Source organism: Halobacillus sp. AWH4_228, from assembly GCF_056158365.1.
In genome coordinates, this window is sequence record NZ_JBSWTE010000001.1 from 2,930,907 (window position 1) to 2,951,267 (window position 20,361).

Consider the following 20,361-nt stretch of genomic DNA (forward strand, 5'->3'; position numbering starts at 1 on the left):
ATAGTACGAAAAACACGGCATAACCTGTTATAATAATTGGAGATTGAATAGAAATGGGAGGGATCACATGTCTGTTATAAGCAGTCAAAACATTATCGACCAGACACAGGAATACGGGGCCAAAAACTACCATCCCCTGCCGATCGTTATTTCCAAAGCGGAAGGCGTATGGGTGGAAGATCCGGAAGGGAACCGCTATATGGATATGTTAAGCGCTTACTCTGCCGTCAACCAGGGCCACCGCCATCCAAAGATCATCCAGGCTTTAACCGATCAAGCCAGCCGCGTGACCTTAACTTCACGCGCTTTCCATAATGACCAGCTCGGCCCTTGGTATGAGAAGATCTGTAAATTGACGCATAAAGATATGGCACTTCCGATGAATACAGGAGCTGAAGCTGTTGAAACCGCGATTAAAGCAGCAAGACGCTGGGCTTATGATGTCAAAAAGGTGGATGAAAACCAGGCGGAAATCATCGCCTGCACCGGCAACTTCCATGGCCGGACGATGTCAGCTGTGTCCTTGTCTTCTGAAACTGAATATAAACGCGGCTTCGGTCCGATGCTTCCAGGTATTAAGCTTGTGCCTTACGGCGATATTGACGCGTTGAAAGAAGCCATCACAGAAAATACAGCTGCCTTTCTACTTGAGCCGATCCAGGGAGAAGCAGGCATTGTGATGCCTCCGGAAGGATTTCTTAAAGAAGCATACGATGTGTGTAATGAGGAGAATGTCTTGTTTATTGCGGATGAAATCCAGGCCGGCCTCGGGCGGAGCGGTAAAATGTTCGCCTGCGACTGGGAAGGTGTGACTCCCGATATGCTCATTCTCGGCAAAGCCCTTGGAGGCGGTGTATTCCCCATCTCCTGTGTTGTTGCCAATAAGGATATCCTTGGTGTCTTCAATCCAGGATCCCACGGCTCGACGTTCGGCGGCAACCCGCTTGCCTGTGCGGTATCAACCGCCTCGCTTGAAGTGCTTGAAGAAGAGAAACTGGCGGAGCGTTCCCTTGAACTCGGTACGTACATGATGGAAGAATTAAAGTCCATCAACAATCCAAAAATCAAGGAAGTACGCGGCAAGGGACTGTTTATTGGTGTAGAAATGACCGAACCTGCCCGTAAATACTGTGAACAGTTAAAAGAGAAAGGTCTTCTCTGCAAGGAAACGCATGAAAATGTCATCCGCTTCGCTCCTCCACTTGTGATCCAAAAAGAGGATTTAGACTGGGCGATCGAGCAGATCAAAGCTGTTCTTGCTTAATCAAAAAAACCTCCCCGTTGGAACGGGGAGGTTTTTTGGTTATAGAGAAGCTCGGTCCATTTCCTTTCCACGGAGAGCGTTCAGTGATGAGGCCGTACCCGCGGCAGGCATCGACCGATACGCGGCACGTGATCATCCCGACCATTCAAGCCCTTCCGCATTATTCAGCGTTTAATCCAGGGAGACAATTTTTTTCTGATTCCACGGAGCGAGCACAATGGTTACGAGCCGTTCTTCCTCCTGCTCCCACATCCGCCCCGTATTTTCTTCAATATAATAACGGTTCAGCCCGATATCCACGTGATGGATGGAGGCACGCTCATCTTCCCACAGGTAACGTGCTGCCAGCACGACCTGCCCCTCTTCAGAATCAGGCCGTTCCACACCTGCCTTCTGCAGTTCATAGATGCCGCCTTCAACCGCTTCAAGAAGAAGAAAGACCTTCGCTCCCCTGTCCGGAGCCTTTTTCCCCTGCCACTGGTCTTCGGAAATTTCTTCGATCTCATAACCGAGCTCCACATAATCTCCGTAAAAAGGGTCGCGCGGATCCACAGGAGCTGTTTTCAGCACCACTTTTTCTCCTACAACGTCCATCGCATAATAACCACCAGCCATCAGAAGGAGAAACAAAACCTGAACGGATACAAGTCCATAAAACCACCACTGCTTCTTCACTCTTCCTCTCCCTCCTTACGGAACGACCGGCGTTTCTTTTCCAGCCCATAACTGAGGCCGAATAATAAGAGACCTCCGACGAAAAAGAAGACAGAACGGTCCATAAAGTCCCAGGCCAGCTGGAAATAAGCAGCCAGTGTCGTGAGCAGGAAGGCCGCTGTCCCTTTGTTCACCCAGCGCCGCACTTCCTGCTGGTAGCCGGAAACAAGCCATAACACGGCATAGACAAACAGGACGATCAGCGAGAAGAGATCTCCTGATGGAAAACGGAAAACAGGTATAAACAACAGCAGATCAATCCAGTAATAATTGGTCGTACTAAGAGCCGAACGTACAACAGCAAAAACAAACAGAACTGCCCAGATGAGAAAGAAGTAAAGGGAAGATTCCGTTAACGTTTCAGCGTATCCATCGCCAAGGAAGAAAATCTGCAGAAAAAAGACGGCGAACATGAAGACGACTGCTGATGTTTTCCATATTCTCGTCTGACCTTTTTGGATGATAAAGTCATCAGCGATATAAAGGGCCATCGATACGACGATCAGCCAGTAGTACGGATATCCGCCGCTGAAGACCAGGACAAGGGCCTGGATGTAATAGGAAGCAGCGAACATTCCGGCAAACGGAAGAGAGCGTGTCACGTAGACCGCCCATCCAAGACCCACAAGCAGCAGAAAGCCGAGCCACAGGTAAAAGTCCTGAAAAACAAGACCGCTGTAGACCTGTCCGGCGGTTAGGATCACAGCCGCTGCGTAATAAAACAAGCTTTCTCTCATAATGTAGTACAATCCTGCCGCGGCCATGGACCACAGCAGAAACGGAGACGCACTGAAAGCCGTATAATGATACATCTGGCCGATCAGGAAAATGGCTGCACCGAAAATGAGCAGCGCTGTCAAGATAAGACTGGAACCGACTCGGGCGGATTTCTTCCTGTACACCCTTTCCCCTGCCACGTAAAAAGCGGACATGGACAAAAGAAGAACCGCCAGGCGCCCCCAATCAGCCAGGTAGGACCAGTTGGATGCCGTAAAAGTAAGAAAGCCAAGACCGATGAATAAAGCAGCAAAGGTGAGCAGAACCGGTTTATATTGTTTTTCAGGGTAGTGCTCCAACAGCTTTTCCCGCTGGGCTTCCGTAATGATCGCTTCTTCCACCCACCACTCACTTTCTTTCAGCAGTTGATTACGCTTCAAATTCTCCGCCTCCTGTTAAGAAACCGCCTTTTCCCGGCGTTTATTCGGCTGCTTCTGTCCGTAGGTGAGCGTCCGCCACAGCCATTCCAACGGACCGTACCGGTAGTTTTTCAGCCAGAACCGGCTGAGGAATACTTGAACGATGTAAAACAGGATAACAATCCCCATACTTGCTGCAGGCGACACTTGACCGTACAACCCGAAGCCGGCGGAATAGAACAGCACAAAGCAGAAAACGGACTGCAGAATATAATTGGACAACGACATCCGTCCCACCCATACCAACGGGGAGGCCAGTCTGGCACCCATTTCCGTGCGGAACAATAGAGTAATAGATAAGACGTAAAAAATAGCGGAAGCAGAGCCCCCGGCACCGTCCTGCATAAGGCCGAACCACAACGGATTCCCATAGAAGTGAGGACCGGCTTTCAACGTGACAAACAGAATGCCTGTAACCACCCACACCTTAAGGATCGTACTCCTGTGGGCGTCCGGCTCATGAAGCCACCGCTTCCGGCACACATACATGCCTAATAGAAACATCGGCACAAGACTCAGCACTAAAAATGGAAGATTGCCGATGGCATTGGCATACTGCCAGTCTGTAAGGTTCTGCTGCCAGATATCAAACAGAGAACCATTCCCATAATGGCTCAACGCGCTCTCAATCGCGGGACGATTCACAGATCCCTGAAACTGTCCCCGGGTCACGTAAAGGGCAAGCGTAAAAGGAAGCGTGAGAATCCCGAGCAGACCGAATGCCCAGCCAAGCAGAAATCCGGGAGACACTTGAAAAAAGACCGGCAGGATAAGCCCGAGCACCCCGTAGCTGAGCAGGATATCTCCGTGCCAGATTAAAAACGCGTGCACCATTCCGAAACCAGTTAAAACGAAAAGCCGTCTGTAAATGACCGGCATATACGGAATCCCTTTTTCCTCGAGCCGGTCCTTCATCATCTGAATCCCAAACCCGAACATAAAGGAAAACAAGGTGTAGAAACTGGCTTGAAAGAAAATATCCACGATACTCTGAACCGTCTGGTCCACCGAAGAGGACCAGAATTCCTCCTGCCCGCCGTATAGGAAGTACGGGGCGTTAAAGGCCGGGACGTTCACCATGAAAATCCCGAGGATCGCCAGGCCCCTGGCGGCATCAATCCAGTTCAGCCTTCCTGAATCCCCGAGGGGAGACGCTTTTGTATTCATATGTATTCCTCCTCTGACCTTTATTTTACTTTTCTTACGTTATTTAAACAACGAGGTTTCATAAGATATAGAAAGGAGTTTTTCTATGCCTGCCAAAGTAGGAGCTGTCAAAGTCATCTCTCTTTCGTCTTCGAGCATCTTCAATATCGGTGATGTGTACTATATGGCGCCTCAAGCGGCCGCCAAGACCTTTGCCGGCGGCGGTTCCTTCAACACTGGCGACGGCATCCGCATCCACATCAACCGGTCGGATACGTTCGTCAATGACTCTGAAAATATCGATCAGCCTATTATAGGGAATGCGTAGGAGGAATGTTATGAACATAACCGTACATCAATCGATTTACATTCACGTATTGAGAATCGGCAGTGTCGCCAACTCTTCCGTCGTTCAAATTGGAAGCTCCGGGGTGATTCAGTCAAAATCAGAACTGTACAATTCCGGTGGATACACGGCACCTGGAAAGAAAGCGCAGCCGGAAGACGGGGAGGTATCTATCCCTGAATTCGGACCTGGAACACTCGTCCCTCTTTCGATAACATAGCTGTCCTCTTTTTTTCATAGGATGGTACAGGGAGGTGAGTGGAGTTGAACCCGTATTATTCCTGGCAGGCATGGGTGGACCAGATGATGAAGCAGATGGAACAGCAGCAGCAAATGATTGATCAGCTGCAAAAGAAAATCGATCAACTCCAGTCCGCAGAACCCCCTGCAAAAACCGTCATTGAAAAAATTGAGTACCACTTTGATCAGCTTAAAATTGAAACCCTCGAAGGAACGCTTCAGATTGGTCTGACCCCGGGCGGCAGCGACCTTTCCGACATCGGGGATCTATACAACGGGCAGGGACAGCATCCTCAACTGCCTCAAACGGATGAGCAGTCCCTTCATTTTCTGCACGAATATATGGTTTCGGATATTCCCGGCTGGATGAACCAGTACTGCCGGGATCATGAAAGGGAGATTTCCGACGCTCACAAAGAGCGGATGATTGCCGACATAAGGAAGCAGCTGCCTCAGCGTCTTGAATATTACCGGAGTGAAAACCCGGAATCACCGCCGGAGAAGATCTTCCATCAAGTGAAGGCGGAGATTCAGCATTCCATTGCCCAGTATCTCGATAACCTCGAAGGAGATGGTCAAGGATGAATCATATCGTCCACAATTACGGGCTGCATGTAGGAAACATCCATGTTACAGGGGTCGCAGCCTCTTCAGTCTTCTTGATCGGTGATAACAAAACCATACGTCTGCAGTCTTTTTTTGATACGCCACCGGAATCTTTGATTATCGGACCATTCGAAGAAGTGGATGCTGAAGCCGATGCCGGCTTAGAAACAGAACGAGAGGATGAGCATCCGGCCGATGATTAAACGGATGGTCTATACGAACGATATCGAAATTCAATCGCTTGCGATCGGCTCCATCGCTGATATCGGTGATGTGTATAAAGCTTCGCCAAATTCGCGCGTGCTGGCTGTGCAGAAAGAAGGACCTGCGTTCGAAGAAGACGTATTTCAGTTTGATGATTTTTCCATTTTCTCTTTAAAAAGCCCTCCCCCTCCCCTTCCTCTGAATGTAGAAACGTTCACGTTTCAAAACAATCCGATCATCATCCATAACGTAAGAGTCGTCGGTGTATCAACGGCGGGGATTTTTCAAACCGGCGGGATCGACCATATCGATGCGCTCAGTTATACGAAACACTTCCGAATCCTAAAGGATGAACCATAACCTGCACGACTGCATAGGTTGTTGGTATATGGCTTGAACCGTACTCAAAAAGGAGGCACTGCTATGCCTGCGATTGTCGGTCCGATCAGCATTAACAGCGTAGGAGGTGGGGTCGTCAACTTCGGAGACTCGTTTTATTTATCTCCTAAAGCGACGTCCAAAACAAATGCCGGATCCGGAGCATTGAATACTGGCAACTGGATTATTACCAACAATGGACTCAGCTCCACGAACCCCTTTGATCCGGACATTGCCGACCAGAATATTACAGCCAACGCCTGAAGCGGCACCTGTGGAAACAGGGGCTGCTTTTTTTCAGACAGAAAAAAACCGGGGGCGTCCCCGGTTTTTCAACGTTTCCTTCGATTGGATTTTCTCGTCGTTATTTTCTTTTCCGGATCCTGCTTTTTCACCCATCGCAAATACTTCTGCATGGCAGGGTGATCCTTCAGGCGTTCAGGTGTGTGATAAAAACCAGCCAGCTCCGCATTCGTAAACAGTGCATGAATCTGACGATGGCAGGCACCGCACAGCCAAATCGTCGGTCCTTCCACACCACCGTACTGCCTTGGAACCAGGTGATGCTCCGTCGTTTTCACGGGCGAGCGTCCACACAGCTCACACGTTCCCTCCATCGGTCTCCACCTCCACCTCGAGTGGTCCATCAAAGAAGTACAGGCACGTATTCCGTACCGGCTGCTTCCAGATTTTTTCGAGAGCCGTTTTATATAACCCGAGCTGCATCCGGTAACGATCGGCCAATTTCTGTGCGGCCTTCTCTCCCTGCTCGGGAATCTGGTCAGATTTATAATCAAGAATCATCCATCCATCCTCATAAGGAATCACCACATCAATCACCCCTTGGATGAATACCTGCTCCTCTGTTTCTGTTTCCCACTTGGCATACACTTCGTGGGCCGGCAGCGTCAAACTGAAGGGGATCTCCCGTTCAATCGTCTCTGCTTTCAGCACCATGGCCCCGACAGACGTATGGAAAAATTGCGCGACCGCTTCGGGGTCCACCGCATCGGCTTCCTCCCGGCGCATAATTTCCTTGAGTACCAGGTGTTCCACATACTCTTCTACTTCGGCTGCTGTCCATACTTTTGTCAAAGGAAGATGCTGCATGACGGTGTGCATGGCTGTTCCCCGCTCCGCTGCTGTCAGCTTTTTCTCTTCCTGCATAAAACGCGGGCGCCTGACAATCGGGGCGCGGTAAGGAATGACCAGCTGGTCGCCGGCGTATTCATCAAGCGTTTCCCGCTGGCGTTTCATTTCCGTTACTGTCTGCTTCGCTCTCGTATAAGCGGCCTGCTCGTGAGGATAGACAAAGTTCAGCCGCTCCACATAAGAAGGATCCACATCGGCTTCCACGTCCACCTTCGTCCACTCCTCAACCGCCGTCTGCAGTTCTTCATCCCGCTTTTCCATCACTTCGTCAAGCACATTGAACTCACTTCCGTGGGCGATATGAACCTTCCACTGCGAGTGGTCATACTGGATGGATTCAGCGGTCTGCACTTCTATTCCTCCACGGAGCTCATCTGCCTGGTGGTGACGGATCAATGCAGGACCGATCCAGTCAAGGTACGACTTTGCCTCGAGCCGGTCATGTGGTGGAAGGACCCAGTCCTTGACATCGGCCGCCAGCTGCCACTTTTTCTGCTTTTTATCAAAAGAAGCAACATTTCCGACCATAACAAGCTTTTCCTTTGCTCTCGTCAAGGCCACGTACAAGACCCGCATTTCCTCAGCCAGAAGTTCCCTGCGCTTCGCTTCCTTCAACGCGTGATAGGCAAGTGTCGGATACATGAGCCGCTTCTGCGGGTTAATATATCTTGTACCGAACCCGTAATCTTTATGAAGCAGGTACCGGTTTTTCAAATCCATCATATTGAACTGCTTGTCGACAGCTCCGAGAATGACAAACGGAAATTCCAGCCCTTTACTTTTGTGAATAGTCATGATCCGGACAACGTCCTCCTGCTCACCGAGCGCACGGGCCGCCCCGAGGTCATCGCCCCGCTCTTCGATCCGCTCAATAAACCGTAGAAAACGGAACAATCCCCGGAAGGACGTTGCTTCATAGGAACGGGCCCGGTCATACAGGGCACGGAGGTTGGCCTGACGCTGACGTCCACCCGGCATACCACCGACAAAATCGTAATAGCCTGTTTCTCTGTAAATCTCCCAGATCAACTCTGACAGTGCTCCCTGGCGCGCCCGTTCGCGGAAACTCTTCAACAATTTGAGAAAATCATCCACTTTGCGATCCAGCTCATTGTTTCCCACATAAGCCTGCATCGCTTCATAGTAGGTCGAGCGTTTCTTCGCCAGACGGATCTGCGCAAGCTCATCCTCATCCAGTCCGACAATCGGCGATTTTAATACCGAAGCTAGCGGGATATCCTGCATCGGGTTATCAATGACCTTCAGCATACTCAGCATCACCTTGATTTCGATCGCTTCAAAATATCCGGTTGAAAGTTCCGCATAAACCGGAATCCCCTGCTGTTTCAGTTCATCAACGATTGTCGGAGCCCAGGTCATGGAACGCATCAAAATGACGATGTCCCTGTATTGGATCGACCGCTTCGTTCCAGTCTCCTTGTCGACGACCTGAGCAGGCTCCCCGCCTTCATACCCGAGCCAGCGCCGGACCATTTTTCCGTAGGCCCGTGCTTCCAGCTGCGCCTTTTCCAAATCTTTGTAGGCTTCGTCATCTTCCGAGTCCCCCTCCTGGGACTCCCGGTCAATAACAAAAAGCTCAGCCTCGGTATCATCCGAAGTCAGTTCATCATAAATCGTGTTGCTGTAAATGAGTTCAGCTTCTTTCTCATATTCCATCTCCCCGACTTCCTCGTCGAGCACCTGACGGAAAATGTAGTTCGCCGCATCCAGCACCTGCTTCCGGCTTCTGAAGTTCCGGGCGAGATCGATACGCTCCCCCACACTTCCATCCGCAGCGTAAGCCTTGTATTTATTCAAAAACAACGAAGGTTCGGCGTGGCGGAAGCGGTAAATGCTCTGCTTCACATCGCCCACCATGAAGAGATGACCGGCGTCTTTCCCTTCGGTCAACAGGCGGAGCAGCGTCTCCTGCACAAGGTTGGTATCCTGATATTCATCAATCAGCACTTCAGAAAACTGGCGCTGAAAGCCCTCCGCCACCGGCGAAGCTGCCAGTTCCTCAGAGGAGGCGGAATCATCAAGGAGGATATTGAGGCAGTAGTGTTCCAGATCGGAAAAGTCGACGATCGCCTTTTCTTTTTTCAACTGCTCATAGCGCTGCTTAAAGTCCTTAACGATGATGACCAGCTGTTCCATGACCGGATACAGATCCTTCATATCCTTCAGATAGCTTTCCAGGGTGCGGGAAAACCACTCGTCCCTCAGCTCATTCCACCGCTTCTTATACCGGTCGCGGATTTTCTTCGCCTCATCCTTTTTCTCTTCATCTGCGTCCATTTTCTTTCTGGAAAGAGCCTTGAATTTCTGTCCTTCCATGAACGCCTGAAGCTCAGACCACGAATGGGCCAGCGCCCCCTTCGCCTGCTGGATGAGTTCAAGATCGCCTTCTGCGGTTTCTCCGTATGCATACGGGCCGTCCGGCTCCCTGGTGAGATCGAGCATCTGCCGGGCCTCGGTTTCCATCGCCTTCAGCTGGCTGGATACTTCCTGTTTCAGCAGGTCGAGCCACACCAGCTTTTCTTCTTCCTCATCTTCCCGCACATCATACATGGCTGCCATTTGATCGAGCCATTGGTCCGGCCACGGATTCTGTGTGGCAAACGTATAAAGATCAAGCACGAGTTTCTCCACATCCAGGTCGCTGCGGTCACTGGAAAACCGTTCCACAACGTCAAAGAACCGTTCCTGCTCTTCTCCATCTCTGCCGTACCAGTCCTCAAACAGATCCTCCAGGACTTCCTGCTGGATAAGATCAGCCTCTACTGTGTCCGCAATACGGAAGCCGGGATCAAGGTCCAGCATATAGGCATACCGCCGCACCACGTCCATACAGAAGGCGTGCAGCGTTGAGATCGACGCATTCTGCAGCAGAGCCAGCTGCTTTTTTAAGTGATGGGAGCCCGGATTGTCCTCAAGGGCTTTTGCAAGGGCCTGTCCGACCCTGTTCCGCATCTCCTGAGCGGCTGCGTTTGTGAAGGTCACAACAAGCAGGGAGTCGATGTCCACGGGATTTTCCTTATGCAGCAGCTTTTGAATGATCCGTTCAACGAGGACGGCCGTTTTTCCAGAACCAGCCGCCGCTGCTACGAGGATATCGGAGCCGTGCGAGTAAATGGCCCGCTCCTGTTCTTTTGTCCAGCTGACCATTATGAATTCTCCTTTCTTCCAGCCAGTCGTGCCAACACATCGTCATCGTTCAAGTCCTGCAGTTTGCGGTACTCGTTCCCCTCAAGGGTCGGATCAAACTGACAGACGGAACGGAACGAGCAGTGCTCACACGCGACCTGCTGTTTCTTCTGATAGGGATCCAGGTCAATTGTTCCATTCGTAATTTTCGTCCCTGCCTGGCCCATCAAATCGCGGATATAGGCTTTCAGCTGTTCAAAACGTTCGGCATCGGCCGTTTTTGAACTCTTGTAAAAGCCGCCGTTCGCTTTCAGAGCCGCCGGGACAATCTGGCTGTATCCCTTGTCAAGACCCGTGTCCATCATCTGGACAACGCGTTCATTTTCCAGCAGGAGCCCCTGCATTTTGAATTTCTTAAAGATTTCTTCTTCGATCTGCTGATCCTGCAGCAGCTGTTTCCCGGTAATCATCGGGTTGTGTACATGGAAGTACAGGACCCCCGCCGGTGAAGCATTCATGCCGAGCCACTGCTCCGCATTCGTCAGGACGACATCCAGATACGCGAGCATCTGCAGAGAAAGGCCGTAAAAAACGTCGACGAGGTTCAAGCCTTTGCTGCTTGATTTATAGTCAATGATTCTAAGAAACAAATCTTCCTGAGACAAAGCTTTGTCGACCCTGTCAATCCGTCCGCGCAGCATCAGTTCATAGCCGTTCGGCAGATCAAGAGATAACGGGGGCAGCTCGGCACCTTCCGTCCCGAAACCAAGCTCAAGGCCAACGGGAGAGAAGCTGCTCTTCCGGGCCTGTTCACTCAGGACGAAAGCAGCTCTCGCAATGACCTGCTGAAGCTTCTTCTGAATATATTGATAGCGGTTGGAGCTTTTCAATATTTGGTTCTGTAGGATTGGAGCAAGGTAGCTTGTCGCCCGTTCCGCATACTGGTCCGTCTCCGGACGCTGCAGCTGGGAAAAATCGCGCCCTTCCTCCTTGATCCATTCGGTAATCTGCTTCAGCGCTTCGTGGAACAACTGCCCGATATCCGGGGCGTCCAGTTTATACGTACGCCGCTCTTCCAGGTTGAGGCTGTGCTGGGCAAAGTACTGGTAGGAACAGCGGTGATACGTCTCAAGTCTGGAGACACTCGTTTTCAGACTTTTATCAAACAGCTGGTTTGTCGTTTCCTCTTTCAAATCGACCGGCTGATTTCGATAAAAGAGGCTTTGCAGCACGCGGTTCGTCAGCCCGTGGGCCGGCTCATGATCGATGTACCAGTTGAGCAGCTCCCACCAGACCGGCTGCATCATATACCCTTTTAAATATCTGGAAAACTGGGCCGTCAACGCTGATCGTGTTTTTGCCGGATTGGTAATAAACCGGCGTGCATCGTGGAGATCATCCGGCTCCTGCCACAATTCATGCTCCGCGCAGCGCGGGAACAGTTCTTCGATCCGCTGAATGAGCGGCGCCGGCACTTTTGATTTTCCTTCTTCGTTGCTCAACGGATAACTCACCCATAACTGCTCAGAAGCCATCGTCAAAGCAAGGTACACGTAAAAACGGTCGTCCAGCAGCTGCCGGCTGCTTCCGTCGGCAAGTTTCAATCCGTGCTCAGCGAGAAGCGAGCGCTCCTGTTCGGAGATCATTCCGTCACCTGGCGGCTTCATCGGCCACATCCCATCCGTCACACCGAGCAGGAATCCGGCTTTGATGCCCGTCATCCTGGAACGGTCAACACTTCCGATAATGACATGGTCCATGCTCGGAGGAACGTGGGCAAACGTGAGAGCCTCCAGCCCGCTGTCCAGTGTTTTCCGGAAGACCTGCAGCGACATTTTTTCCTCTCCGGCCATTTCCACCATTTCATCCAGCAGCTGCAGACATGCGTCCCACACCTGCTCCTGTTCACGCCCTCGCTCAATCTCTCCTCGTTCATCATAATCGTTCCGCCACGTTTCCAGCTGTTCTGGAACACGAAGGTTTTCAAGCCATTTATACAGCACCCCTGCTCTGCCTTCAATAGACTCTGCCGCACGCAGCTGTTCATCGAAGGACTGCAGCGCCTCGCGTACCTGCTCCCGGTAGGCGTTGATCCGGTCCTGTTTTTCCTTCTCCTCATCTGTCTTGGACGCCTGCTCAAACCCGCGGAACCGCTGATATACCCAAGGTTCTTCCGAAAACCACTGACTTCGGGAGCGTATGCCGTATTCAAGCACATAGTTCTCCAGTTCATCAATGGCATCCTCCGTCAGCGGCCAGCGCGGATGGGAGGCTGGAATAAATCCGGTCTTTAACAGACGGAACACCGCATCATAACGGAAGTTTCCTTCCACGACGTCCAGTCCCGAACGAATCAGTTCAATCATCGGGTGGTTGAGCATCGTCCGTTTTTCATCAATAAACACAGGAATACCATAATCATCAAACAAGGTCTCAATCAAACTGTGATACACATCCGGCTCCCGCATTAACACCGCCATATCCTTAAACCGATAGCCCTGGTCGCGGACAAGCTCAAGAATTTTCTGTGCGACACCTTCAACTTCCGCCCGCGGATGGACGGCTTCCGCAATCGTCACAGGGGCCTGACCAGGATAAGTCTCAGCCGGGCGCACATCATAATACTCCTCCAAGTGAAGGAAGGCAGGGTTATCTTTCATCCGGCCCGCAGTATGATCAAGCACTTCCACGTCATCAACTGTCGTGCCCGCCTCCTCGGCCGTCCTTTTCAGGTCAAGGTAGGTCTGTTTCGTCTCATAAAACAAATCCAGCTCTGAATTCCCTGTCTCTTCCGGGTTCTCGGTCGTAAGAGTGACGTGGACGTTCTTCACCTTTTTCAATAACGCTTCGATGACCCCGTATTCCTGTGGGGTGAAGCTGTGAAAACCGTCAATATAGACGTCCGCATCTTCTAAATAACCGGCTTCCCCGATTTTTTCAGATAGAAGCTGAAGCTGGTCCTCTCCGTCTATGTACTGCTCTCTTAGAGCATCTACAAGTTTATCGTAAATATAGAAAAGATCGTCCAGCTTTTCCTTCAGTCCTTCTTCCTGACTGGTGGAATGAACGAACTGCTCCAACGCATCCATCTGGGAACGAAGATCATCAGGTGTAATCCGGTACCGTTTGAATTCGGTGATGATTCCTTCCAGCTGAGCAATGAAACCCTGCTTCTCCACAGCCTTCTGGAAGACGCGCCAGTCGGATGTGCGCTCTTCTACAATTTTCCTCAGCATCATCTGAACGCCTGTTGAACTGATAAATTTCCTCGTTCCCCCGCCCGTCTCCTGAAGCACACGCCAGGCGAGGCGTGAAAAGCTGAAGACTTGGGCTCTGATCGACCCCTGCATGCCTTCGCGTTTCAGCAGCCCGTATTCCTGCTGGAACGTCATTTGATCAGGCACAATATAGACAATGGCCGGACCGCGCGGGGCTTCCTGCAGACGCTGCTCGATTTCATCGAGGCAGCGCGTACTTTTTCCCGCTCCCGATCGGCCGATTAAAAAACGCAGACCCATCTTTTCCGCTCCCTTCTTTCTTCCATACTGCTTCTATTTTATCACTTTTCCTCACCAAATGAAGAATCCCGCGACTCTGCAAAAAGGAAGAGCTTGTATAGAAAGTCTTTGTTGCTTCAGTGCTTTCAGGAGCACAGACCCTCTTCGAACGTCCAAGTCTCCTCTGGGAAGATCATCCTGCCGGGCTTTTCCCACAGAAGCGGAAGGGCTGATTCCTTTCAGGATCGAAACGGATTCTCCTCCACCTGTGTTTTCCCCCTGTTGAAAAATAAAAAGGGGATCATCTGTTATACAGATGATCCCCTTTGTTGAGCCCCCCATTGCGCAAAGGCATGTGGAAGGTTCTGCAGGGACGTATACAGGAACAGGGCAGACAGATGATCTTCCTGCCCAAGTTCGCTGCAGCCGTTTCCCGGCTATTTAAACTGTATTCCAGCCTGACTGAACGGCCAGTAGCGGACATCCACTTTCCCGACAACCGTCTCTTCCGAAACAAAACCAAAGTAGCGGCTGTCCAGACTGTCTCTGCGGTTATCCCCCATGACGAACAACTGCCCCTCCGGTACCGTTGTGGACCCTGTCACTTCCTCCAGTGTAAAATCCTCCGTAAAAGGAAGGCCGTCACTGGGACGAAGATCATCAAGGTAGCTTTCATCCATAAGGACACCGTTCACGTAAAGCTGGTCATTCTTAAACTCTATTTCATCACCAGGAATGCCGATGACCCGTTTGACATAGTCTTCATCTTCATTAGCATGGAACACAATGACCTGCTGCCTGTCTATTTCGCTCCAGTCATACACCGCTTTGTTCACCATCAAAAGATTGCCGTCATACAGGGTGGGCTCCATAGACTCCCCATCGACGACATAACTCGCAAATAAGTAGGAACGGAAAACAAACGCCAGCAGAAGGGCAAGCAGGACAGTCCGTATCCATTTCAGGTATTTTTTCATGGTCTGCTCCTCCATGTGTTGGTCTATCCACATTTTACCCGCAATGGAACGAACTTAATCGTCGCGGCGCACTTTCCGCTCCGCCTTCCTTTGAATCCGCCCCTCCAGATATTTTCCGAGAATCCAGAATAGAAGAATACAAATACCGACGACAATCGATTTCACCGGATTCTGGGCGAATGAGGCAATGCTTGAGCCGACATAGGAGATGGTGAAGATCATCACCGATTTTCCTAATAGAACAGCAAGAATAAACTGCTGCCGGCTGACTTTGGACAAACCGGAAACGACATTGATGACGGCGGAAGGCGAAAAAGGAAAGCACATCAGCAGAAACAAAGGCCCGAAACCGTGTTCCTCCACCCATACGACGACCCGTTTCACCTGCTTCTGTTCTGTAATGGCGCGGAACGGCTTTTTATCCCCGAGCCTGCGGATGATAAGAAAAACACTGACCGCACCGATCACCGAGCCGATCCAGGAATATAAAAATCCGCGGAACAGCCCGTACACCACCGAATTGGCCAGCACAAAGGCCACTAAGGGGAGAACAGGAAGAAAAGCTTCCAGCAGGGGAAGAAGAATGCCGGGAAGCGGACCGAGGCGATCCAGCTCCTCCAGCTGGCGGATGATATAATCAAACAGCTGATCGTTCTCAGCTAAATGCCGCCATTGATTGATTTTTTCAAATACAGCATCCATGATGAAGCTCCTTATGTACACCTATGAAGAGGGGTTTTCTTTTTATTTTATAGGATAGGTATCCCCTCTGCCCAGTCTGTTTAATCAAGATTTCCGTTTCTTTCTCCCGCTGCCACTTTTAACCTCTTCAAAAAACAGGTTGCATAAAAAGGATGTCTGCGTGGTATAATACAGAACAAGAACGTTTGTTCGTATTCGGAGGGGAATGACATGAGGTACTTAAAACAGAAAGAATTGGATCTCGCTTCCCGCTACTTGTTTTTATCTATGGCGGTTACAGTCATCAGGCAGGATCGGAAACACGTGGAACAGGGGAAATTCAAAATAAAGGAGCCGTACATGGAGCTGCTCGGTAAAATGGAGCTGGAAGCGCGCCAGGAAAGAAAAGAGCTGAGAAAACAGATGGATGCCATGAAGATCCAGGTTGTGGAGTCCGGACGCAATGATTCCTTCACGTCTTTTCTATTCCTTGCCCACGGCTATGAGGAAAAGCGGAACTACTTCAACCCGGCCATCCGCAAAAAGGTGGAAAACATTCTATTTGAGCTTATGAAAAGGTCTCAGCAATCCGGTCCGCCCGTCGCTCAGAGGCAGCCGGCCCATCACGAAAACGGTCTTCGAGAATAACGCGCAGATGAGCCGTGCGCTGTACCTGGTTGGCAAACATCCCGTCAGAAACAGGAAAATTGACGGATGTGCCCTGTCCGAAATGGACCGTCGTCGTTTTATCTCGCTCACCGTTAAAGGTCCGGATATATTTGTGGGCGACCCAGGAGCATTCTTTTCGTTTCGGGGAAATAATAGGGAAGAAATAAATACCCATCGCTTCGGAGATGACAATCGGAGGTTTATGTGTGTAGCTTGTCAGTTGTTTCGTCCCGGCCATGCGCCCGTCCAGACTGCTGGCGAAATAGCGGCAGGAATCATCCACGATCGTACTGGGAGCCGCGTGCACATAAAAGCGCTCTTCCCGCTCCACAACTTCAGTAAAGACTTGTCCATTATCCTGCTGGACAGCAACCAGCGCCATCGTCTTCGGGTTGATTTCATATTCTTTCTTCTGCACATGCGTCATCCACAAACACCCTTTCTCATTTAGACAGCGGTAACTCTCCCTGCAGGTCGATCTTACCGCTTTTCTTCTTCAATTTACCAAAAACTAAGAAAAAAGTCTAAACATTCTCAAAAAAATATCCATATCTGCTATACTACAGTTAACAGCCGCTGCCTTCGGGGTAAGCGTCTTTCTTTTCTTCCCCCTTCTGTCCGAAATCCGGATTGAGCAGTGTAAACACCTCAAGTTCAGGCTGACCTTTCATCACAGGCACCTCATTCCCTCCATTCCAAAGAAAGGAGACTATTCATGTGGAAACGTAAAAAGAAACCTTCACAAGCCGGCAGAAAACAAACATTGGAAGTCCGTGACTTATCGATCCATGATGTCCGCAAGGCCGTTCACGCCTTCGCTGATCACAAACCAGGAGATGTTCCCTTAAGCGTCCTCATCAATCAGGACCTGACACTGGACTATGACCTGCTGGCGCCATATCTCGAGGGACTTCCTGAGAAGAACTACTATATGTCCAGAGAAACTTATGAACTGTTCGAAGAAGACGCCCTTGACTTAGCTCAGGATCTGGACCTCGTTCAATATGCCGTGGATCAATACATGAAACAGACTCAGGAACTTCCTGTCATTGATCATGACCCTTTTAAACGGATAAATTATTATAAGCTGGAAAAACATGATTTGTTACAGCGCCGCCCGAATCGCGACTTTTATCTCACAGACGAGGAGTTTATGATCACCTATAAAAAGCCGGAATAATAAAAGACAAAAAAATGCCAATGCTTCATAGGAAGCATTGGCCAAAAGAGACGACTGGTTAACTTTTGAGTGAGGGAATAAATTGTTTGAAAAGTTCTTCTGAGAGGGAAGATTCTTTTCATTACACTCATCAGTAACAAGTTACTGACCCATTTACGACAACCAATCGCAAATGGTTTGAGATCAATAAGCATCACCGCTTATCTGTTTTTATTGTAATATATCTTCCGCTCATAATCACCGAAAAAAAGTTGCGGTTTCCCGCAACTCCTTGCGTATTTACTAAGAAATGACATTTGACCTTCCCTCACGAGGACTTGATCAGCTCGTCCTGCTCTTCCTTCCACACCGCCTCTTTCTTCTCATAATCCCGCTGCAGAGACTCGAGATCAACAAGAGAGTCGTGTGTCTGCTTTCGAATCCTGCGTACCTCTTCATGGGACTGCTGGATCTTATTCTGTACAAATAAATCCACAATCAAACCATCCAGAAAGTAATCAGCTATCGTCCATCCTTCAGAGATTCGGAGGTCCACATCGGCGAATTCGCCGATGTCCGCCATTTCATTTGCAAACTTCCGCAAATGCTGTTGGGCCATATGAACAGCTTCTTCTGCCTCATCCATTCTGGAATGCTTCACCGCTGTGGTGAGAAGACCCCCGCCAAGCATATCGGCCATTCCCCAGTTTTCCGCTTTCGTCAAAAACTCCGAAGCCGTCTCCAAAGCCTTGTGCGCTTCCTTTCCTGCCTGCAGGGCTTCTTCAATTTCTGTCCGCTCTGCAAGAAGCTGCGAGCGCTTCTCACTAATTTCCAGAAGCCGCTTTCCTTTATCACCGCCGCCGGAGACGAGCGCCTCTTTTCGTTCCTCGTACAGCGTACGATAGCGCGTCCGCACCCCGCTCAGGCCCTGCATTCGTTCTTCAATATGACGTATTTCCCCTTCGATGTCCTTACGGGACTTTTCAGCCTCCCGCCATTTCACACCAGCCTCAACCACTTCCTGCTTTTCTTTTTCCATCCGGTCCTGCTTTTGGCCGGTAAGGACAACGAATAGATGACTCAAACGAACACGCTCCAGCTTTTCCACATCCTCTTTTTCCTCCTCCAGTCTACGAGCGAAATGGGCTTCTTTTCCGCGTGCCTCCTGAAGCTCTTTTTCCAGCTGGTTATGTTCACGTTCCAAACGTTCCAGCCTATGTACGTCCTGTTTGGCTTCCATCAATCGAGATAATTGTTTCTCCACGTTTCATTCCCCCTTTCCTTTTTTACGCCTCCACCCACATGAACGTTTCACATCCATGAAAAAAAGACTGCCGTAATAGGCAGTCTACTCATCCAACAGGTTGTTTTCAGCGATATGATCTGACACGATATCCACAAGAAGCTCACCTTCACGCAGGAGCTCCCCACGTCCGAAAGCTTCAAAACCATCTCCGCCGTAAGCCAGATACTGGGTGACAGCGACCGTATAGGTCTGCTCGGGATCGACCGGTTCACCGTCTTGATCCCGCAGGTTATATACAGAAATCACTCCGTCGTTCTTCTCCCACTCATATGTCAGCCCTGATGGCTGTACCCTGTTCGTCCGTCCTTCGCTCCACTGTTCAAGCAGAGCGTCTTCAATCTGTTCGCCGGTCATTGTCAGACTGACCCCATAATGCTTGAAAGGAAGCGAGGAGTGCAGGTCCACAGCTTGAATGGGACCTTGAGGGATACTTTGACGTATCCCACCGTGATGCACGAATGCCATATCCGCCTGCATCTTCTCCTTCAGTGAACCGGCTACAAGCTCACCGAGTGCAGAACGGCCTTTTTCGTCTTTCTTCCTCGACAAACCACGTTCCGCCTCTCCCAGCACCTGGTGATACTCCTCTTCGATCTGAGCCTGATACGGCTCCAGCAATGCCTTTGTCTCCGGATCCGGGTCCATCCCTTCGTGGTAGGTCACAATAATCTCTGCTTCTTTATTGACGATATCTTGAGTGGCCGGGTCGATCGTCAAATCGACTTTGGAAAATGCCCGGCCGTACGAATACGCCTGAACAATCAGCTTTCCATCTACTTCAATATCTGCATACGTATGGTTATGCCCTGCAAACAGGACATCAACTTCATCATCAATGGCTCCGGCCATCTCTACAAAGGACTCAGAGCCTTTTGTGCCGGACTTGTCAGATGCAGCCGAAACATGGCCGAGAACAATAATGGAAGAAACCCCTTTATCCTTCAATTCCTGAACCGCTTCATTGACCGCCGTGACTTCATCCGTAATCCTGACGCCTTCCAAGTTCTCTTCGAGGACATAATCACGCGTGTCTGTCGTTACCACTCCAATAAAACCGACAGGCACACCTTTGATTTCTTTAATGATGTGGGAAGGAAGCAGCGGCTCTCCTGTCGATTCATCCACGACATTTGCAGCAGTATAAGGGGTGGTCGAACCAGAAAACGTCCCCGTCTGCTTATGCCATCCCCCGTCAAGCAGGCGCGTCATTTCCTCTACTCCCTCATCCAGTTCATGGTTTCCTAGTGTTCCAACATCAAAGCCCACCCTGTTCATCCATTCGACCGTTGGTTCATCCTGAAACAAAGAAGAAATTGGCGGACTTCCACCAATCATGTCTCCTGCGTGAACAATAAGAGAGTGAGGGTTCTCCTTCTCATAGGCTTTCAAGTAAGCGGCCAGGTATTCAGCCCCTCCCGCTTTCTTTCCATCAAAGGTCAGTTCTGCCTCCAGCTGACCATGCAGATCGTTGACACCGAGAAGCTGAATGTCCACGGGCTCCTCGGAATACAGCGTTTCAGCAGCCAGCAGAAAACCTGTAACAAGCAGCAGCCCCAACAGCAGCGGCATTCGACGTTTGAACGTTCTCATACACCCACCCCTTCCTTATTCCTCTTTAAAGTATCAAGAGAAAATAAACGGGGTCTTAAGTTCTTATAAATGATTGTTAAATTAAAGAA

20 protein-coding genes are annotated in these 20,361 nt (G+C 50.2%); 9 read left to right on the top strand and 11 right to left on the bottom strand.

Annotated features, from left to right (window positions below; all coding sequences use genetic code 11):
- Positions 1–67 precede the first annotated feature (67 nt).
- On the top strand, positions 68–1,264 hold the full coding sequence (locus tag ACXADP_RS15200) for an ornithine--oxo-acid transaminase (RefSeq protein WP_474971857.1): 1,197 nt from the start codon (positions 68–70) through the stop codon (positions 1,262–1,264).
- A 171-nt stretch (positions 1,265–1,435) separates the two neighbouring features.
- Here ACXADP_RS15200 and ACXADP_RS15205 read toward each other — a convergent pair whose 3' ends face one another.
- Genes ACXADP_RS15205 through ACXADP_RS15215 form a run of 3 tightly spaced genes read right to left on the bottom strand, consistent with a single transcriptional unit; the run spans position 1,436 to position 4,341 of the window.
- Entirely contained in the window at positions 1,436–1,939 is a 504-nt protein-coding gene (locus ACXADP_RS15205) for a GDYXXLXY domain-containing protein (protein WP_474971858.1), read from the bottom strand.
- Positions 1,936–3,135 carry a DUF2157 domain-containing protein gene (locus ACXADP_RS15210; protein ID WP_474971859.1) on the bottom strand — a complete coding sequence of 400 codons (1,200 nt, stop codon included), beginning with the start codon at positions 3,133–3,135 and terminating at the stop codon, positions 1,936–1,938. Before ACXADP_RS15210 ends, ACXADP_RS15205 begins: the two co-directional genes overlap by 4 nt.
- Positions 3,136–3,150: 15 nt before the next feature.
- Positions 3,151–4,341 (bottom strand): DUF418 domain-containing protein, encoded by a 1,191-nt coding sequence (locus ACXADP_RS15215; RefSeq protein WP_474971860.1) that lies wholly within the window; start codon positions 4,339–4,341, stop codon positions 3,151–3,153.
- Between the two features lie 85 nt (positions 4,342–4,426).
- Between ACXADP_RS15215 and ACXADP_RS15220 the strand changes: the two genes are divergently transcribed.
- The 6 genes from ACXADP_RS15220 to ACXADP_RS15245 all read left to right on the top strand — a co-directional run bounded on the left by ACXADP_RS15220 (position 4,427) and on the right by ACXADP_RS15245 (position 6,358).
- Complete coding sequence (locus ACXADP_RS15220; RefSeq protein WP_474967832.1) at positions 4,427–4,648, top strand: spore germination protein; 222 nt, start codon at positions 4,427–4,429, stop codon at positions 4,646–4,648.
- 10 nt (positions 4,649–4,658) lie between these two features.
- Positions 4,659–4,886 (top strand): spore germination protein GerPB, encoded by a 228-nt coding sequence (locus ACXADP_RS15225; protein WP_474967831.1) that lies wholly within the window; start codon positions 4,659–4,661, stop codon positions 4,884–4,886.
- A gap of 44 nt (positions 4,887–4,930) precedes the next feature.
- Positions 4,931–5,491, top strand: a complete 561-nt coding sequence (gene gerPC, locus ACXADP_RS15230) for a spore germination protein GerPC (protein WP_474971861.1) — start codon at positions 4,931–4,933, stop codon at positions 5,489–5,491.
- Entirely contained in the window at positions 5,488–5,715 is a 228-nt protein-coding gene (locus ACXADP_RS15235; RefSeq protein ID WP_474967829.1) for a spore gernimation protein GerPD, read from the top strand. Before gerPC ends, ACXADP_RS15235 begins: the two co-directional genes overlap by 4 nt.
- Positions 5,708–6,076 (top strand): spore germination protein GerPE, encoded by a 369-nt coding sequence (locus ACXADP_RS15240; RefSeq protein WP_474971862.1) that lies wholly within the window; start codon positions 5,708–5,710, stop codon positions 6,074–6,076. The genes ACXADP_RS15235 and ACXADP_RS15240 overlap by 8 nt, the downstream gene beginning before the upstream one ends.
- A gap of 63 nt (positions 6,077–6,139) precedes the next feature.
- Entirely contained in the window at positions 6,140–6,358 is a 219-nt protein-coding gene (locus tag ACXADP_RS15245; RefSeq protein WP_027956504.1) for a spore germination protein, read from the top strand.
- Positions 6,359–6,426: 68 nt separating this feature from the next.
- Here the strand turns inward: ACXADP_RS15245 and ACXADP_RS15250 are convergent, their stop codons facing one another.
- From ACXADP_RS15250 to ACXADP_RS15270, 5 genes are all read right to left on the bottom strand, one after another.
- Positions 6,427–6,711: an HNH endonuclease gene (locus ACXADP_RS15250; RefSeq protein WP_474967827.1), complete on the bottom strand. Its 285-nt coding sequence runs from the start codon at positions 6,709–6,711 to the stop codon at positions 6,427–6,429.
- On the bottom strand, positions 6,695–10,414 hold the full coding sequence (addA, locus tag ACXADP_RS15255) for a helicase-exonuclease AddAB subunit AddA (protein WP_474971863.1): 3,720 nt from the start codon (positions 10,412–10,414) through the stop codon (positions 6,695–6,697). Before addA ends, ACXADP_RS15250 begins: the two co-directional genes overlap by 17 nt.
- Entirely contained in the window at positions 10,414–13,911 is a 3,498-nt protein-coding gene (addB, locus tag ACXADP_RS15260; protein WP_474971864.1) for a helicase-exonuclease AddAB subunit AddB, read from the bottom strand. Before addB ends, addA begins: the two co-directional genes overlap by 1 nt.
- A 416-nt stretch (positions 13,912–14,327) precedes the next feature.
- A complete protein-coding gene (lepB, locus tag ACXADP_RS15265; RefSeq protein ID WP_474967824.1) occupies positions 14,328–14,867 on the bottom strand; it encodes a signal peptidase I in 540 nt (179 codons plus the stop codon).
- Positions 14,868–14,921: 54 nt separating this feature from the next.
- A complete protein-coding gene (locus ACXADP_RS15270; RefSeq protein ID WP_474967823.1) occupies positions 14,922–15,569 on the bottom strand; it encodes a TVP38/TMEM64 family protein in 648 nt (215 codons plus the stop codon).
- Positions 15,570–15,779: 210 nt separating this feature from the next.
- Between ACXADP_RS15270 and ACXADP_RS15275 the strand changes: the two genes are divergently transcribed.
- Positions 15,780–16,196, top strand: a complete 417-nt coding sequence (locus tag ACXADP_RS15275; RefSeq protein ID WP_027956510.1) for a YhjD family protein — start codon at positions 15,780–15,782, stop codon at positions 16,194–16,196.
- Here the strand turns inward: ACXADP_RS15275 and ACXADP_RS15280 are convergent.
- Positions 16,117–16,644, bottom strand: coding sequence for a competence protein ComK (locus ACXADP_RS15280; protein WP_474967822.1), 528 nt, complete (start codon positions 16,642–16,644; stop codon positions 16,117–16,119). The two genes, ACXADP_RS15275 and ACXADP_RS15280, sit on opposite strands and share 80 nt — an antisense overlap.
- Positions 16,645–16,932: 288 nt before the next feature.
- On the opposite strand from ACXADP_RS15280, the gene ACXADP_RS15285 reads away from it, so the two are divergent.
- On the top strand, positions 16,933–17,397 hold the full coding sequence (locus tag ACXADP_RS15285; protein WP_474967821.1) for a DUF3939 domain-containing protein: 465 nt from the start codon (positions 16,933–16,935) through the stop codon (positions 17,395–17,397).
- Between the two features lie 307 nt (positions 17,398–17,704).
- Here the strand turns inward: ACXADP_RS15285 and ACXADP_RS15290 are convergent, their stop codons facing one another.
- Together ACXADP_RS15290 and ACXADP_RS15295 are read right to left on the bottom strand one after the other, a co-directional pair.
- On the bottom strand, positions 17,705–18,640 hold the full coding sequence (locus tag ACXADP_RS15290) for a hypothetical protein (protein WP_474971865.1): 936 nt from the start codon (positions 18,638–18,640) through the stop codon (positions 17,705–17,707).
- Positions 18,641–18,724: 84 nt separating this feature from the next.
- The gene (locus ACXADP_RS15295; protein ID WP_474971866.1) at positions 18,725–20,272 is read right to left on the bottom strand and encodes a bifunctional metallophosphatase/5'-nucleotidase; all 1,548 of its coding nucleotides are present in this window, start codon (positions 20,270–20,272) and stop codon (positions 18,725–18,727) included.
- Positions 20,273–20,361 lie beyond the last annotated feature (89 nt).

What these genes read in the sequence shown, in the direction of transcription:
- ACXADP_RS15200 (WP_474971857.1), top strand. Translation starts at nt 68, where the DNA reads ATGTCTGTTATAAGCAGTCAAAACATTATCGACCAGACACAGGAATAC.
- ACXADP_RS15215 (WP_474971860.1), bottom strand. Translation starts at nt 4,341, where the DNA reads ATGAATACAAAAGCGTCTCCCCTCGGGGATTCAGGAAGGCTGAACTGG.
- ACXADP_RS15220 (WP_474967832.1), top strand. Translation starts at nt 4,427, where the DNA reads ATGCCTGCCAAAGTAGGAGCTGTCAAAGTCATCTCTCTTTCGTCTTCG.
- ACXADP_RS15225 (WP_474967831.1), top strand. Translation starts at nt 4,659, where the DNA reads ATGAACATAACCGTACATCAATCGATTTACATTCACGTATTGAGAATC.
- ACXADP_RS15235 (WP_474967829.1), top strand. Translation starts at nt 5,488, where the DNA reads ATGAATCATATCGTCCACAATTACGGGCTGCATGTAGGAAACATCCAT.
- ACXADP_RS15240 (WP_474971862.1), top strand. Translation starts at nt 5,708, where the DNA reads ATGATTAAACGGATGGTCTATACGAACGATATCGAAATTCAATCGCTT.
- ACXADP_RS15245 (WP_027956504.1), top strand. Translation starts at nt 6,140, where the DNA reads ATGCCTGCGATTGTCGGTCCGATCAGCATTAACAGCGTAGGAGGTGGG.
- ACXADP_RS15250 (WP_474967827.1), bottom strand. Translation starts at nt 6,711, where the DNA reads ATGGAGGGAACGTGTGAGCTGTGTGGACGCTCGCCCGTGAAAACGACG.
- addA (WP_474971863.1), bottom strand. Translation starts at nt 10,414, where the DNA reads ATGGTCAGCTGGACAAAAGAACAGGAGCGGGCCATTTACTCGCACGGC.
- addB (WP_474971864.1), bottom strand. Translation starts at nt 13,911, where the DNA reads ATGGGTCTGCGTTTTTTAATCGGCCGATCGGGAGCGGGAAAAAGTACG.
- lepB (WP_474967824.1), bottom strand. Translation starts at nt 14,867, where the DNA reads ATGAAAAAATACCTGAAATGGATACGGACTGTCCTGCTTGCCCTTCTG.
- ACXADP_RS15270 (WP_474967823.1), bottom strand. Translation starts at nt 15,569, where the DNA reads ATGGATGCTGTATTTGAAAAAATCAATCAATGGCGGCATTTAGCTGAG.
- ACXADP_RS15275 (WP_027956510.1), top strand. Translation starts at nt 15,780, where the DNA reads ATGAGGTACTTAAAACAGAAAGAATTGGATCTCGCTTCCCGCTACTTG.
- ACXADP_RS15280 (WP_474967822.1), bottom strand. Translation starts at nt 16,644, where the DNA reads ATGACGCATGTGCAGAAGAAAGAATATGAAATCAACCCGAAGACGATG.
- ACXADP_RS15285 (WP_474967821.1), top strand. Translation starts at nt 16,933, where the DNA reads ATGTGGAAACGTAAAAAGAAACCTTCACAAGCCGGCAGAAAACAAACA.
- ACXADP_RS15295 (WP_474971866.1), bottom strand. Translation starts at nt 20,272, where the DNA reads ATGAGAACGTTCAAACGTCGAATGCCGCTGCTGTTGGGGCTGCTGCTT.